General features: G+C 60.6%; 16 protein-coding genes. 6 read left to right on the plus strand and 10 right to left on the minus strand.

Annotation, left to right across the window (positions count from 1 at the left end):
- Positions 1-5 precede the first annotated feature (5 nt).
- Genes tssE through tssA form a run of 4 tightly spaced genes read right to left on the minus strand, consistent with a single transcriptional unit; the run spans position 6 to position 4,022 of the window.
- Positions 6-413: a type VI secretion system baseplate subunit TssE gene (gene tssE / locus B1722_RS10915; protein WP_007920274.1), complete on the minus strand. Its 408-nt coding sequence runs from the start codon at positions 411-413 to the stop codon at positions 6-8.
- A gap of 9 nt (positions 414-422) precedes the next feature.
- The gene (gene tssC / locus B1722_RS10920) at positions 423-1,898 is read right to left on the minus strand and encodes a type VI secretion system contractile sheath large subunit (RefSeq protein ID WP_003229584.1); all 1,476 of its coding nucleotides are present in this window, start codon (positions 1,896-1,898) and stop codon (positions 423-425) included.
- 25 nt (positions 1,899-1,923) lie between these two features.
- Positions 1,924-2,427, minus strand: a complete 504-nt coding sequence (tssB, locus tag B1722_RS10925) for a type VI secretion system contractile sheath small subunit (RefSeq protein ID WP_003229587.1) — start codon at positions 2,425-2,427, stop codon at positions 1,924-1,926.
- 32 nt (positions 2,428-2,459) lie between these two features.
- Positions 2,460-4,022, minus strand: coding sequence for a type VI secretion system protein TssA (tssA, locus tag B1722_RS10930; protein WP_086792466.1), 1,563 nt, complete (start codon positions 4,020-4,022; stop codon positions 2,460-2,462).
- A 752-nt stretch (positions 4,023-4,774) separates the two neighbouring features.
- On the opposite strand from tssA, the gene B1722_RS10935 reads away from it, so the two are divergent.
- A complete protein-coding gene (locus B1722_RS10935; RefSeq protein ID WP_086792468.1) occupies positions 4,775-5,131 on the plus strand; it encodes a hypothetical protein in 357 nt (118 codons plus the stop codon).
- Positions 5,132-5,226: 95 nt separating this feature from the next.
- Here the strand turns inward: B1722_RS10935 and B1722_RS10940 are convergent, their stop codons facing one another.
- The 3 genes from B1722_RS10940 to B1722_RS10950 form a co-directional block, all read right to left on the minus strand.
- Entirely contained in the window at positions 5,227-5,502 is a 276-nt protein-coding gene (locus tag B1722_RS10940) for an HU family DNA-binding protein (RefSeq protein WP_003213368.1), read from the minus strand.
- 190 nt (positions 5,503-5,692) lie between these two features.
- Positions 5,693-6,841 carry an NAD(P)/FAD-dependent oxidoreductase gene (locus tag B1722_RS10945; RefSeq protein WP_086792470.1) on the minus strand — a complete coding sequence of 383 codons (1,149 nt, stop codon included), beginning with the start codon at positions 6,839-6,841 and terminating at the stop codon, positions 5,693-5,695.
- Between the two features lie 20 nt (positions 6,842-6,861).
- Positions 6,862-7,029 carry a rubredoxin gene (locus B1722_RS10950; RefSeq protein ID WP_086792472.1) on the minus strand — a complete coding sequence of 56 codons (168 nt, stop codon included), beginning with the start codon at positions 7,027-7,029 and terminating at the stop codon, positions 6,862-6,864.
- 197 nt (positions 7,030-7,226) lie between these two features.
- Between B1722_RS10950 and B1722_RS10955 the strand changes: the two genes are divergently transcribed.
- Together B1722_RS10955 and ubiA are read left to right on the plus strand one after the other, a co-directional pair.
- Entirely contained in the window at positions 7,227-7,787 is a 561-nt protein-coding gene (locus tag B1722_RS10955; protein WP_086792474.1) for a chorismate lyase, read from the plus strand.
- The gene (ubiA, locus tag B1722_RS10960) at positions 7,787-8,677 is read left to right on the plus strand and encodes a 4-hydroxybenzoate octaprenyltransferase (RefSeq protein WP_086792476.1); all 891 of its coding nucleotides are present in this window, start codon (positions 7,787-7,789) and stop codon (positions 8,675-8,677) included. Before B1722_RS10955 ends, ubiA begins: the two co-directional genes overlap by 1 nt.
- Positions 8,678-8,738: 61 nt before the next feature.
- On the opposite strand, the gene B1722_RS10965 is transcribed toward ubiA, so the two are convergent.
- Positions 8,739-9,116 carry a hypothetical protein gene (locus B1722_RS10965; protein ID WP_041071626.1) on the minus strand — a complete coding sequence of 126 codons (378 nt, stop codon included), beginning with the start codon at positions 9,114-9,116 and terminating at the stop codon, positions 8,739-8,741.
- Positions 9,117-9,267: 151 nt separating this feature from the next.
- On the opposite strand from B1722_RS10965, the gene phoB reads away from it, so the two are divergent.
- The 3 genes from phoB to B1722_RS10980 all read left to right on the plus strand — a co-directional run bounded on the left by phoB (position 9,268) and on the right by B1722_RS10980 (position 12,782).
- On the plus strand, positions 9,268-9,957 hold the full coding sequence (gene phoB, locus B1722_RS10970; RefSeq protein ID WP_003229608.1) for a phosphate regulon transcriptional regulator PhoB: 690 nt from the start codon (positions 9,268-9,270) through the stop codon (positions 9,955-9,957).
- A 74-nt stretch (positions 9,958-10,031) separates the two neighbouring features.
- Positions 10,032-11,318 carry a phosphate regulon sensor histidine kinase PhoR gene (phoR, locus tag B1722_RS10975; protein WP_217436730.1) on the plus strand — a complete coding sequence of 429 codons (1,287 nt, stop codon included), beginning with the start codon at positions 10,032-10,034 and terminating at the stop codon, positions 11,316-11,318.
- 123 nt (positions 11,319-11,441) lie between these two features.
- Positions 11,442-12,782 (plus strand): hemolysin family protein, encoded by a 1,341-nt coding sequence (locus tag B1722_RS10980; protein ID WP_007962298.1) that lies wholly within the window; start codon positions 11,442-11,444, stop codon positions 12,780-12,782.
- Between the two features lie 171 nt (positions 12,783-12,953).
- Here the strand turns inward: B1722_RS10980 and B1722_RS10985 are convergent, their stop codons facing one another.
- Positions 12,954-13,850, minus strand: a complete 897-nt coding sequence (locus B1722_RS10985; protein ID WP_041071631.1) for a M23 family metallopeptidase — start codon at positions 13,848-13,850, stop codon at positions 12,954-12,956.
- 186 nt (positions 13,851-14,036) lie between these two features.
- Entirely contained in the window at positions 14,037-14,990 is a 954-nt protein-coding gene (locus B1722_RS10990) for a response regulator (protein WP_086792478.1), read from the minus strand.
- Positions 14,991-15,005 lie beyond the last annotated feature (15 nt).

A 15,005-nucleotide genomic window follows, 5' to 3' on the forward strand; every position in this document is an offset into this window, starting at 1 on the left:
TCTCCTTAGGTGACCTTCACTTGACCGCTGCCATCCAGGCGCGCGGAAAAACTGACCTGACGCTTGAAACCCTCGACTTCCAGCAGGCCTTCGATGCTGAAGGCCAGCCGCAGTTGATCGTGGTCACGCGGCAGGGAAATGACACGCACGTTGCTCAGGCGCGGCTCGTAGGCTTCGATGAAGTTTTCGATGGCCAGACGGGCCTGACTCAGGGAGTCGTGCAGGCTCAGACGCATGTCATTGAGATCGGGCAACCCGTAGTCGGCCAGCGTTTGCACGCTGCCGGCCCGGGTGCTGAGCATTTTGGCCAGATGGGCAGCCACTGACGCCATGGCACAAGCCTCGAGGCTGTTGCCCTTGCGTAGTTGCGCGTCGCCGTTGAGGCGCTCGAACAGGCTGCCGTATCCGTCCATGAGTCGCTCTTACTCTTTGTCCAGCTTGCCAACCAGCGACAGGGTGAAATCGGCACCCATGTACTTGAAGTGCGGACGCACGTTCAAGCTGACGCGGTACCAGCCCGGCTCGCCTTCAACGTCGCTGACGATCACTTGCGCAGCGCGCAGCGGACGACGGCCACGCACTTCGGCGCTCGGGTTTTCCTGGTCGGCGACGTACTGGCGGATCCACTTGTTCAGTTCCAGCTCGAGGTCGGTACGCTCTTTCCACGAACCGAGTTGCTCGCGCTGCAGCACTTTCAAGTAGTGAGCCAGGCGGTTGACGATCATCATGTACGGCAGTTGGGTGCCGAGCTTGTAGTTCAGCTCTGCAGCCTTGCCTTCTGCGCTGATGCCGAAGAACTTCGGCTTCTGCACCGAGCTGGCGGAGAAGAACGCCGCGTTGTCGGAGCCTTTGCGCATGGTCAGGGAGATGAAGCCTTCTTCGGCCAGTTCGTATTCACGACGGTCGGAGACCAGAACCTCGGTCGGGATCTTGGTTTCGATTTCGCCCATGCTTTCGAAATGGTGCAGCGGCAGGTCTTCAACCGCGCCACCGCTCTGTGGGCCGATGATGTTCGGGCACCAGCGGAATTTGGCGAAGCTGTCGGTCAGCTTGGTGCCGAACGCGAACGCGGTGTTGCCCCACAGGTAGTGCTCGTGGCTGTTGGCAACGGTTTCCTTGTACACGAACGATTTCACCGGGTTTTCTTCCGGATCGTACGGGTTACGCAGCAGGAAACGCGGCACGGTCAGGCCAACGTAGCGGGAGTCTTCCGAAGTACGGAAGCTCTGCCATTTGGCGAATTGCGGGCCTTCGAAGTGGTCTTTCAGATCTTTCAGATCCGGCAGGCCGGTGAAGCTTTCCAGACCGAAGAATTTCGGGCCGGCGGCGGCGATGAACGGCGCGTGGGACATGCACGAAACGCTGGCCACGTACTGCATCAGTTTCACGTCCGGCGAGCTTGGGGACATGAAGTAGTTGGCGATGATCGCGCCGACTGGCTGACCACCGAACTGGCCGTATTCAGCGGTGTAGATGTGCTTGTACAGGCCCGACTGCATGACTTCCGGCGAATCTTCGAAATCGTCCAGCAGGTCTTCTTTGGAGACGTTGAGGATTTCGATCTTGATGTTTTCGCGGAAGTTGGTGCGGTCGACCAGCAACTGCAGGCCACGCCACGACGATTCCAGTGCCTGGAAGTCCGGGTGGTGCAGGATTTCGTCCATCTGACGGCTGAGCTTGGCATCGATCTCGGCGATCATGCGGTCAACCATGGCCTTCTTGACCGGCTCACCGTTGTTCTGCGGCTTGAGCAGTTCTTCGATGAACGCCGACACGCCACGCTTGGCGATGTCGTAGGCTTCGTCGTCCGGAGTCAGACGGGTTTCGGCGATGATGCTGTCGAGAATGCTGTACTCGCCGCTTTCGGCGCTCTTCTCTTGTGCTGCGCTAGTGCTCATTGTGTTGGCTTCCTTGGCTGGAGTCTCAGGCGTCCGGGGCTGCGGCGTTCAGGCCCAGCTCACCGAGTACGCGACCGCGGGATTCGTCGTCGGCGAGCACGCCTTCGATCGCTTTACGGAACGCAGGTGCGTTACCCAGCGGGCCTTTGAGGGCCACCAGCGCATCGCGCAGTTCCATCAGTTTTTTCAGCTCAGGCACTTGCTCGACCAGGCTGGCCGGGTTGAAGTCCTTCATCGAATTGACGCGCAATTGCACAGCCAGCTCGTCGGCCTCGCCATCTTCCTGCAGACGGTTCGGCACGCTCAGCGTCAGACCCAGTTCTTGCTTGGCCAACACTTCGTCGAAGGTCATCTTGTCGATGCTGATCGGCTTGCGATCTTCGATTTTGCGATCGTCCTTGCGGTGGGTGTAGTCACCGATTGCCAGCAGCTTCAGCGGCAGTTCAATCTCTTCCTGAGCACCGCCGGTGGCGGGTTTGAAGGTGACGTTGATGCGTTCCTTGGGGGCTACCGAGCCTTCTTTGGCCATGGCTTTTCTCCTTGCGGTTGTGGCCCTGGGGCCTATTCGAGTACCACTTCGAGATCGAGGTGGCACAGCCTGCGATAAATCTCTTCCTTGCGTTCACGCACTGCATGGTTCTGCGGCAACAGCTCGCAGCAACTGTGCAGCAGGTGCAGCACTTCCAATGCAAGATCGGGCTCCCAGGCGTGCAGGCCTGAGTCCTGTAATGTCTGATCGAGGGTTTCGAGCTGGTTCTTGGCCAGTTCATATTTCTTGGCCATGAAGCACAGCCGCGCGAGGGCGAACTGCCAGAAGAACCGCTCGCGTCCGCCGTGGGCCGTTTGCAGACCTTGCTTGAGAATCTGCACGGCAGGCTTGAGGCCTTCCTTGCGCAGCAGCGGCAGTACGTCCTGCAGGGCTTTTTCCCAGGCGGGCTGGGTTTCGACGTCGTCGGTTTCGACCTTGCGCGGCGCGCTGGCGCTTTGCAGGTGCGGCATGACATTGCCGGCGATCCACGCCCGGGTGGACGGATCGGCAAACGGCGCGCCGTCATGGAAGCGACATTCGATGATGCCGGGCAGGCGCTGAACCAAAAGCGCGAAGTGGATTTCCACTTCGCGCATTGCCATCTCGGCGTTGAGGTTCTGGAGACATTCCCAGACCATCCTCTGGCCATCGAACCAGAACGGCGCCTTCGCCAGGCTCGCCTCCAGTTCCACCAGCAGGTCGGCGTATTTGCCCTGATCGAAGCGATCCTGATACTGCTTGAGCTTGTCCACCGGCAGACCGCGCAACACGGTGATCTGCTCGGCGTTGCGCTCGGGCACCGCGTCGATCGGCAGCCACAGCAAAGTGCGGTTCAGACGCAAGGCGCGCAGGTCGGTGGCTTTCTGTTTGAGCCACCAGGCACACAACGGACGCGCGCTTTCCTGCTGGGCGCGCAGTGCCTTGTAAGCATCTTTTTCGTTGTCGATCGGTGCGCCGGGGGTCAGCAACTGGCTCGCGGCCTGCTTGACCTGCGCCACCGCTGCGCCCACCACACCGGGGGCCGGCTGATTGTCGGCGGCACGCTGGATCATGGTTTTCAGGCGACGCGAGAGCGGCAGCAACAGCGGCGCGTCGTCGCCCAGGTGCTCGGTGCACGCGGCATCGAGCCCGGCCAGATGCTCGGACAACTGCCGAAACATCGGCAGCTGTTCCTTGATCGCGATGTTTTCGGTGAGCACCTGCTCCAGACGCGGCACCAGCCAGCCGATGGCGGCGGCACGGGTGCGCGGTTTGAGCGGGTGAACGTCGGTCCAGTGGTTTTCCGACAGATGGTGCAGCAGACCGAGGCCGGCCAGCAGCCCGGGGAAGGATTCACGCTGGTACAACGACCAGGTCAGCCAGGCGCCGACACGCAAATCCTTGGATTGGGTGCGCAGCAGGTTTTCGCTGTTTTCGCGGATTTTCAGCCAGTCGATCTGCCCGCTTTCGTGCATCGACGAGGCTTTGGCCAGCTCGCTTTCCAGCGCCTCGAATTCGCTCGAAAAACGAACGTCTTCGCCCGCGAAATTCTCTTTGGAAACAGAGACTTTTGCGAGTTCGAGGTAATGGGCGGAAAGTTTGCTTGAGTAGGACATCCATGGCCTTTATTCAGGATTACAGTCAGGCGCCTATTGGAGTTACCGCGGCGCGGGACAGTATCGAAGAGCGGTGAAGCGACTCATCCAATTGAGATGTGCTCTTTCAAGTGGGCGCATCGTAATCACTATGATGGCCACTAGCAAGCATCTGATTAAACAACAAGACGAAGTGTTCAGTGGAGTGTGTAAGAGATCGCCCTATATATGGCAGGGGAATCCCTGATGGCGAATTATATTGCGCGCATTTGCCTCGCCCCCTCAGAACCCTTGATCCAGAGCGGCCTAACCCGCTCTGTGCGAATCGCCTCGAACACCCGTCCCAATACACGGCGGCAAGCATGACAACTCTCGTAAGAAATAGAAGTAGGACTCTTCCGAAAATTCGCGGAATTTTACAAACAATTCGCTGACGACAACGCCGAACAACAAAAGTGCCATCAATTTGATGGCAATTCATTTTTCTGAAACTTTATTCAGCTCATGAATGCTGTACTTCAGTGCCAACTCAATAATTATCGAAGTGCGACCGTCCAACATTCCCTTCAATCCGAACCAGCGTTTCACGCCCAGAATGTTCTCACGAATTTCAGAGATACTTCTTACATCAATTTATTTCCTGCATTGCCAGCTTGCCTTGAAAACTCTCTTAACCCGGCTATGCCGACCAAGCGGGTTGACTGTTGAGCCACAGTCACAAAAGCTGCGTCTCATTTGGCGCCTGAAACGGAGCCGCCCAGGAGCTTTACCTCATGGAATTGAAACCCCTGCTTTTCGCAGCACTGATGTCGCTACCCGTCTCTCAAGCCTCCGCAGATACCCCACCACTGGACGGTCATTACTATCTGACCGGCGCAATGGAAATGGGCGCCGAATTGCTGCTGCGCAAGGACGGCACGTTTGACGCGGGCGTGTCGTATGGCAGCGCAGATGGCTTTGCCAAGGGCACCTGGCAGGTGGAGAACAACACCGTGACACTGAAGAGCGAGACCAAAGCGGCGTCGAACAGCGATTTATCCGGCCTGTTTCAGGATCTGCAACTGGCAATCGAGCCGAACTGCCTGGCCGTGGATTTCGGCAACGGCAAGGCCTGTTTCCGACGTCAGTAAGCCGATTGGCAGCCACAAAAAATGGGCACCCGACCGCAATCGGTGTGCCCATTTTTATTGCAGTTCTCCCTGCTTGTCAGGGAGTTCGCCGCAACTTAAGGATTGACGCTGTCTTTCAACGACTTGCCTGGCTTGAATGCAACAGTGTTGCTGGCCTTGATTTTCACCGGTTCGCCGGTTTGCGGGTTCTTGCCGGTGCGGGCGCCGCGGTGGCGTTGCAGGAAGGTGCCGAAGCCCACCAGCGTGACGCTGTCCTTGCGGTGCAGAGCGCCGGTGATTTCTTCGAGGACGGCGTTGAGAACGCGGTTGGCCTGTTCTTTGGTCAGATCCGCTTTTTCAGCGATTGCAGCGGCGAGTTCTGGTTTACGCATTAGTGAAGCCCCTTTGACGGTTTTTTGTTGTTATGTCCGTGCTGTTCTCGTTGGAACAGCGCCCAAGGCGCCGCAGGCTCTACTCTGCGGCAGACGGGAGTGAGAATGGCACGCGGATACCGGCGGCGCCAGTCTCCCCGCGACCTTTGTAGGGGCAAAAGCGGGGTGATTCCGACAGAACGACCGGTATTTACGCCAGCAGGGGCGGAAGCTGTTTGTTCAGGGCGAGTTTTTCCATCACCGCCGCGCCGGTCAGCGCGTAACCGAGCAACTGACCCTCGGTACTGTGGCACAGGGCCTTGATGTCGGCGCCCTGCCCTTCGACGGTCCAGACACCTTCGCTGCCCCGAGGCGGTGGCGACACGACCAACGGGCATACCGGGGTTTTCACCGTGATCGGCATCGCGCCGTAGCTCACGGCCGTCGGATTGCCCGCCAGAGTTTGTGCCAGCGCACGCGCACAGCTCATGAGGGGCATCACGTACAACAGATTCAGCCCATCGACCTCGGCGCAGTCGCCCAGGGCGTAGATATTGGCGTGGGACGTTTTCAAATAGCGGTCGACAACAACGCCGCGATTGACCTGCACCCCGGCAGCCGCCGCCAGATCGATGCGCGGACGCAGGCCGATAGCCGACACCACCACATCGCAGGCAATCACCTGGCCGTCGGACAGATGCGCTTCCAGCCCATCCGCGACTTTTTGCAGGCGGGTGAGCACCGGGCCAAGGTGAAAACGCGCGCCCAGGCTTTCCAGCCCGGCCTGCACGGCGGCCGCAGCGGCCGGGTGCAGCAGCATTGGCATCACTTGCTCGCACGGCGCCACCAGTTGCACCTCGTAGCCGCCGAGGATCAGGTCGTTGGCGAATTCGCAGCCGATCAGGCCCGCTCCCAGCAGCAACACGCGGCGCTTGCCCGCAGCGGCGGCACGAAAGCGTGCGTAGTCTTCGAGATCGTTGATCGGGAATACCAGTTCGGCGCCATCGCCTTCGATCGGCACCCGCACGGTTTCCGCGCCCCAGGCGAGGATCAGGTCGCGGTAGTACACCGCTTCTTCGCCGATCCACAGGCGCTTGTGGCCGGCGTCGATGCCGCTGATGCGCGTGTGGGTGCGCACTTCGGCCTTCAATTGCTCGGCCATGGCGCCGGGTTCGGCCATGCTCAGGCCATCAGCGTCCTTGTTCTTGCCGAAACCGGTGGAGAGCATCGGTTTGGAGTAAGAGCGCCCGTCGTCGGCGGTAATCAGCAGCAGCGGGGTTTCGCCATCGAGTTTGCGAAACTCCCGGGCCAGGTTGTAACCCGCGAGCCCGGTGCCGACGATTACGACAGGTGCGTTCATGCCTTACTCCTTGGTTTTTCTCAGTTGATTTCGATCATTTCGAAGTCCGACTTGCCGACGCCGCAATCCGGGCACAGCCAGTCTTCCGGCACGTCCTGCCACAGGGTGCCTGGCGCGATGCCGTCATCCGGCCAACCTTCGGCTTCGTTGTAGATCAGGCCGCAGACGATGCATTGCCACTTTTTCATTCAGGTACTTCCTCAATTCAGGCTTTGGTCGGCGCGGACGGTCGATGGTGGTTGCGCTGCCGTCCGGCTCAGGGCGTTTTGTACTGAGGGTGCCGGGCAGATGCAAGCCTGTTCGGCGCAACGGCGACCCGGATCCATCAAATTCGCAGCACGCCATGTTAAGCTCGCCGCTCATTTGCGGCCAATAATGACTCATTGTGCACCATTCAAATGCCTGCCCGGCCCCGCTCTGGCTGACTCAAAGCCGACTGACGCCCCTTCCCGATTCGTTGACCCTGAACTGGTTGTTCGACGAAGGCTCGCTGACCCGCCGCCTGACGCGGCTGTCGAATGACGGCTTCAGCGTCACACCGTTGTTCGAAGGCTGGGACACTCTGCGCAGTGACGAATGCGCGGCGCTGGATCTGGCCGAAGGCAGCGAAGGCTGGGTGCGCGAGGTGTATCTGCGCGGTCACGGCGAGGCCTGGGTGTTCGCCCGTAGCGTGGCGTCACGCGCCGCCCTGCAAGGCGACGGCTTGCACATGGACGAACTGGGCAGCCGCTCGCTGGGCGAACTGCTGTTTTGCGACCACGCCTTCCAGCGCCGCGCCATCGAGGTCTGCCACTACCCGCAGGACTGGCTGCCGTCAGCCTGCCGGGCGCCCGAACTGTGGGGCCGCCGCTCGCGCTTCGACCGTGGCGCCTTGAGCGTGCTGGTGGCAGAGATTTTCCTGCCGACGCTGTGGAACGCCGCCCGCGCCCATCCGGAGAACTGCTGATGTACCAGAGCCTGCTCAAGTCCCTTAACCGCTTGAATCCACGCGCCTGGGATTTCATTCAGTTGACGCGCATGGACAAGCCGATCGGCATTTACCTGCTGCTGTGGCCGACGCTGTGGGCGTTGTGGATTGCCGGCAAGGGCTCGCCATCGCTGGCCAACATCGCGATTTTTGTCCTCGGCGTGGTGTTGACCCGTGCCGGTGGCTGCGTGATCAACGACTGGGCCGATCGCAAGGTCGACGGCCACGTTAAACGCACCGCGCAACGACCGCTGGCCAGCGGCAAGATCAGTTCGAAAGAGGCGCTGGTGTTCTTCGCGTTGCTGATGGGCGTGAGTTTCCTGCTGGTGCTGTGCACCAATGCGCCGACCATCTGGCTGTCGCTGGGCGGTCTGGCACTGGCGTTCACCTACCCGTTCATGAAGCGCTACACCTATTACCCGCAAGTGGTGCTCGGCGCAGCGTTCTCATGGGGCATGCCAATGGCGTTCACCGCTGAAACCGGTGAACTGCCTGCCGCCGCGTGGCTGCTGTGGATCGCCAATCTGTTGTGGACGGTGGGTTACGACACCTATTACGCGATGACCGATCGTGACGATGACCTGAAGATCGGCGTGAAATCCACGGCAATTCTGTTCGGCGATGCGGACCGGGTGATCATCCTGACGTTGCAGGCGCTGTCGCTCGGCTGCCTGTTGCTGGCCGGGTCGAAGTTCGAGCTGGGGACGTGGTTCCATCTCGGCCTGCTGGTGGCCGCGGGCTGTTATGCGTGGGAGTTCTGGTACACCCGCGATCGCGACCGCATGCGTTGCTTCAAGGCGTTCTTGCACAACCATTGGGCCGGATTGGCGATTTTTGTCGGGATCGTGCTGGATTACGCGTTGCGCTGATCCACAAAAACCTGTGGGAGCGAGGCTGCTCGCTCCCACAGGGACATAGTTGCTGCAGGAATCAGTGCTTAGGCATGTGCCACATGTCCTTGAACCCTTCCCCCTTCATGTCGCCCGGTTTTTCATCCATTTTGAAGGTGTAAAGCGGCTTGCCGTCATATGCCCACTGCATGGTGCCGTCATCACGCTTGATGGGGGTGAATTTGCCTTCAGCCTTGGCACCCGCCGGCGCCATCATCGGCGGCCAGTTCTTCGCGCAATCGCCGTTGCACATCGATTTACCGCCCGTGTCCTTGTCGAAGGTGTACACGGTCATGCCTTTGTGATCGGTCATCATGCCGTCTTTCATCATGACCGGGTCAGCGGCGAACGCCATCGACGGTAATGCAACGGCAGCAGCCATTAGCAGGGCTTTGAAAGAAGCAGTCATTTGAGTCATGGAAACCTTCTTTTGTGGTTGTCAGGATTCGGACTTAGAGCTTAGCCCAGGATCACGCCAACCGCCGGGCGACTAAAATACTGTCACACGACTGCAATAATTCCGTTATCTAATGCGGCGCAAGACAGTTAAATGACAAGAGGATTAAGGCATGGTTGGCAGGAGCATTCTGATCGTCGACGACGAAGCGCCCATTCGCGAAATGATCGCCGTTGCGTTGGAAATGGCCGGCTATGACTGCCTCGAGGCGGAGAACTCGCAGCAGGCACACGCCATCATCGTTGACCGCAAACCGGACCTGATCCTGCTCGACTGGATGCTGCCCGGCACCTCCGGCATCGAACTGGCCCGCCGCCTCAAGCGTGACGAGCTGACCGGGGACATCCCGATCATCATGCTCACCGCCAAGGGCGAAGAGGACAACAAGATCCAGGGGCTTGAAGTCGGCGCCGACGACTACATCACCAAGCCGTTTTCCCCACGCGAACTGGTCGCCCGCCTCAAGGCTGTGCTGCGCCGCGCCGGCCCGACCGATGGCGAAGCGCCGATCGAAGTTGGTGGCCTGTTGCTCGACCCGATCAGCCACCGTGTGACCATCGACGGCCGTCCGGCCGAGATGGGCCCGACCGAATACCGTCTGCTGCAATTCTTCATGACCCACCAGGAACGCGCCTACACGCGCGGGCAGTTGCTGGATCAGGTCTGGGGCGGCAACGTCTATGTTGAAGAGCGCACCGTCGACGTGCACATCCGGCGCCTGCGCAAAGCCCTCGGCGATGCCTACGAAAATCTGGTACAAACCGTGCGCGGCACCGGCTACCGGTTTTCCACCAAGGCCTGATCCGACCGCCAGACTCGCTGACAAGGACCGTATTTTCCGTGAATCAAAACTGGCATGGCACCCTGATTCGCCACATGCTGTTGCTGGTCACCGCCTGCCTGGTGATCGGCTTGATCAGCGGCTATTACGGCTGGAGCCTCGCTGCAGGCCTGGGCCTGTATCTGGCCTGGACGCTCAAGCAACTGCTGCGCCTGCACGAATGGCTGCGTCTGCACCAACCCGATGAAGCACCGCCCGATGGCTATGGCCTGTGGGGCGAGGTGTTCGACAGCATCTACCACCTGCAACGCCGCGACCAACGGGTACGCGGACGCCTGCAAGCGGTGATCGACCGAGTACAGGAGTCCACCGCCGCGCTCAAAGATGCAGTGATCATGCTCGACAGCGACGGCAACCTGGAATGGTGGAACCGCGCCGCCGAAACCCTGCTCGGCCTCAAGACCCCGCAAGACAGCGGCCAACCGGTGACCAACCTGGTGCGCCATCCGCGCTTCAAGGAATACTTCGAGCAGGACAGTTACGCCGAACCGCTGGAGATCCCTTCGCCGACCAATGATCGTGTGCGCATCCAGCTGTACCTCACGCGCTACGGCAACAACGAGCATCTGATGCTGGTGCGCGATGTCACGCGCATCCATCAACTGGAACAGATGCGCAAAGACTTCATCGCCAACGTCTCCCACGAACTGCGCACGCCGCTGACGGTGATCTGCGGCTACCTGGAAACCCTGCTCGACAATGTCGAGGAAGTGAATCCGCGCTGGAGCCGCGCCCTGCAGCAGATGCAGCAACAGGGCGGACGCATGCAGACGCTGCTCAACGACCTGCTGTTGCTGGCGAAACTGGAAGCCACCGATTACCCGTCGGACAATCAGCCGGTGCAGATCGACACCCTGCTGCAATCGATCAAGAGCGACGCCCAGCAGTTGTCCGGGCAGAAAAACCAGAAAATCACCCTCGAAGCCGACGGCAAGATCCTGCTCAAGGGCAGCGAGGCGGAACTGCGCAGCGCCTTCTCCAACCTGGTGTTCAACGCCGTGAAGTACACCCCGGCCGAGGGCAACATCCGCATTCGCTGGTGGGGCGACGAGCAAGGCGCGCACCTGAGCGTGCAGGACTCCGGGATCGGCATCGACAGCAAGCACCTGCCGCGCCTGACCGAACGCTTCTACCGTGTCGACTCCAGTCGCAACTCCAACACCGGCGGCACCGGGCTGGGCCTGGCAATCGTCAAACACGTGTTGCTGCGCCACCGCGCACGGATGGAGATCAGCAGCGTGCCTGGTCATGGCAGCACGTTCACCTGCCACTTCGCCCCGGCCCAGGTGGCCCAGGCACGGGCCATCAGCGCCGCCGAGTGATACCGGCCAGCACGCGCCACTAGGCAATCGCCAAGTCAGCCGCTACATTGGCTGACTTGCGTCTGCCTTTCAGGCGCGATTTTTTCTCTCTTACGAATCACACGGAACCTGCAAAACTCCATCATGGACCCTTCCCCTGGCTTGTCCCTCGCTACGATTTTCGCCGATTTCGGCATGATTCTTTTTGCTCTGATCCTGGTGTTGCTCAACGGCTTCTTCGTTGCGGCGGAATTTGCCATGGTCAAACTGCGCTCGACCCGGGTCGAGGCCATCGCCGACAAGAACGGCTGGCGCGGGCACATCCTGCGCACCGTTCACAGTCAACTGGATGCGTACCTCTCGGCCTGTCAGCTCGGTATCACCCTCGCCTCCCTCGGCCTGGGCTGGGTCGGTGAACCGGCGTTCGCGCACCTGCTCGAGCCGCTGCTGAGCGCGGTCGGCGTGCAGTCGCCGGAAGTGGTCAAAGGCATTTCGTTCTTTACCGCGTTCTTCATCATTTCCTACCTGCACATCGTGGTCGGTGAGCTGGCGCCCAAGTCATGGGCGATCCGCAAACCCGAGCTGCTGTCGCTGTGGACGGCAGTGCCGCTGTACCTGTTCTACTGGGCGATGTACCCGGCGATCTACCTGCTCAACGCCAGCGCCAATGCGATTCTGCGCATCGCCGGCCAGGGCGAACCCGGCCCGCATCACGAGCATCATTACAGCCGCGAAGAGCTGAAACTGATCCTGCACTCCAGCCGTGGTCAGGACCCGAGCGACCAAGGCATGCGCGTGCTGGCCTCGGCAGTGGAGATGGGCGAACTGGAGGTGGTCGACTGGGCCAACTCCCGCGAAGACCTGATCACCCTCGAATTCAACGCGCCGCTGAAAGAAATCCTCGCGATGTTCCGTCGCCACAAGTTCAGCCGCTACCCGGTGTACGACAGCGAGCGCCAGGAGTTCGTCGGCCTGCTGCACATCAAGGACCTGCTGCTGGAACTGGCGGCGCTGGACCACATTCCCGAGTCGTTCAACCTGGCCGAGCTGACCCGCCCGCTGGAGCGCGTGTCGCGGCACATGCCGCTGTCGCAGCTGCTGGAGCAGTTCCGCAAGGGCGGCTCGCACTTTGCCGTGGTCGAAGAGGCCGACGGCAACATCATCGGCTACCTGACCATGGAAGACGTGCTGGAAGTGCTGGTCGGCGACATCCAGGACGAACACCGCAAGGCCGAGCGCGGGATCCTCGCGTATCAGCCGGGCAAGCTACTGGTACGCGGCGACACGCCATTGTTCAAGGTTGAACGCCTGCTCGGTATCGACCTGGATCACATCGAAGCAGAAACCCTCGCCGGGCTGGTCTACGAGACTCTCAAGCGCGTCCCGGAAGAGGAAGAGGTGCTGGAAGTCGAAGGCCTGCGGATCATCATCAAGAAGATGAAAGGGCCGAAGATTGTGCTGGCCAAGGTGTTGATGCTGGATTGATCGCGATTGCAGGACAGCTTTTGTTGCGAGGGAGCTTGCTCCCGCTCGGCTGCACAGCAGCCGCAAAGCCGCGTGCAAGGTGTATCTGATCGAACGCGGTTTCAGGGCTTTGGGGCCGCTTCGCAGCCCAGCGGGAGCAAGCTCCCTCGCCACAGTTGAGCTCCACTGCCTTTATTGTTTGCCCAACGCAAAGTTGGGCAACGCCCCCAGTGGCTGGTTGAACTGATACGGAATCGACACCAGCCCCTGCCCGGTATTGCGCTGCACCACAAAGTGCAGGTGCGGGCCGCTGCTGTTGCCGGTATTGCCCGACAGCGCCAGCGGGCTGCCAACCGTCACCCGCTGCCCCTCGCGTACGCTCACTGAACCTTGCTTGAGGTGCAGGTACACGCCCATCGTGCCGTCGTCATGCAGCACCCGGACGAAATTGCCGGACGCATCATTGCCGCGCCCGCTCTGCGAATTTTCGGTTTTCACCACCACCCCGGCCCGTGCGGCGATGATCGGCGTGCCGACCGGCATGGCGATGTCCATCGCATACCGGTTCTTCGGCCCGTAGTGGCTGTACTGGCCGTTGGCGCCCTGACTCAGACGGAACGGCCCGCCCCGCCACGGCAACGGATAGCGATAGCTCTGCGCGGCGCCTGCAGGGTCACCCAGCGAATACTGAAATTGCGGTGAATACACCAGCGGCTGACCCTGGGTAATCGCTGTGAGCAGCGCCAACCGGGTATTACTGCGCGCAGGCAGCACTCGGCGGATGGTCTGGGCCGGCACGCCACGCACGTTGCTCATCCCGGTAAACGCCAGCGCAATCTCGACCGGTGCATACAGATCGTTGCGCACGAACACCACGTCGGCGCCCTTCTGCTTCTTGATGTCGAGGTACACCTGGCGCTCCAGATGTTCGACCATGCGGTCCTGAAACACGAACACCTGCGAGCCTTTGCTCGGTCGATCGCTGTACGAGACGACACCGTTGGCATCGGTGGATTTGTAGATGGTCATGGCCACAGTCGAGGTGGAGGCCAGGAAAAGACCACAGAGAAACAGCAGGCGCGCGAGCATGGGCAGAAATCTGTCGAAGGAAGGCCTGGAAAAGAGCCTAGCAGCTGAGACAGACCAGGCTAGTCGACAGATGTTTCAAGTCGCCCAGCGCACAAAGCAAAAGATCGCAGCCTGCGGCAGCTCCTACAGGGAAATGCATTCCAATGTAGGAGCTGCCGCAGGCTGCGATCTTTTCACAGACGCCGCTTACGCGCCCGGAACGAAGTGCTTCTGCGCCGTACCGCGGGCGATCAGGCGGGAGATGTAGTCGAGCTTCTGCGCATCCTGGTCGACGAAACGGAACGTCAGTTGCAGCCAGTCGCTGTCGGCTTTCTGTTCGTGGGCAACGATAGCGTGCAGGTAGCCGTTGAGGCGGGCGATTTCGGCGTTGTCGCCCTGCTCCAGATCGAGCACGGCGCTGTCGAGAATCTGCGGCAGGGCATCGGTGCGTTTCACCACCAACAGCGCTTCCTTGATGCTCAGGGCCTTGATCACGCATTGCTGGGTGCCGCCGGGCAGGCGCAGTTGGCCCTGGCCACGACCGCCGGCCGGCGCTTTGGAGGCGGCCGGAGCCTGGACTGGCGGGCTGTTGAGCAAGCCGCGGGACGGCGCCGCAGCAGGTGCCGCCGCAGCGGCAGGCTTGGCGAACGGATTGGCCGCCGCAGCGGCCGGCGCAGCACCGACCACCGCAGGCTTGCCACCGGTCAACGCGCTCAGGGAATCGTTGCCAAACGCCGAATTCATCTTGGTCGGCGCGCTGTTCATCAGGGTGTCGAGCTTGCCGACCTTGTTCAGCGCCTGCTTGACCTTGGTCAGCAGTTGCTCGTTGGTGAACGGCTTGCTGACGTAGCCGGAAACGCCGGCCTGAATCGCCTGCACTACGTTCTCTTTATCACCACGGCTGGTGACCATGATGAATGGCATGGTCTTGAGATTGTCCTGCTCGCGGCACCAGGTCAGCAGTTCAAGACCGGACATTTCCGGCATTTCCCAGTCGCACAGCACCAGGTCGAATGCTTCCTTGGCCAACATGGCCTGAGCCTTTTTGCCGTTGATGGCATCCTCGGTGCGGATCCCCGGGAAGTAATTACGCAGGCACTTTTTCACCAGGTCGCGAATGAACGAAGCATCGTCCACGACCAACACACTGATCTTGCTCATCCAACACCCCTATAA

This window comes from Pseudomonas sp. SCPG-7 (assembly GCF_002156405.1).
GTDB classification, from domain to species: Bacteria; Pseudomonadota; Gammaproteobacteria; order Pseudomonadales; family Pseudomonadaceae; genus Aquipseudomonas; species Aquipseudomonas parakoreensis.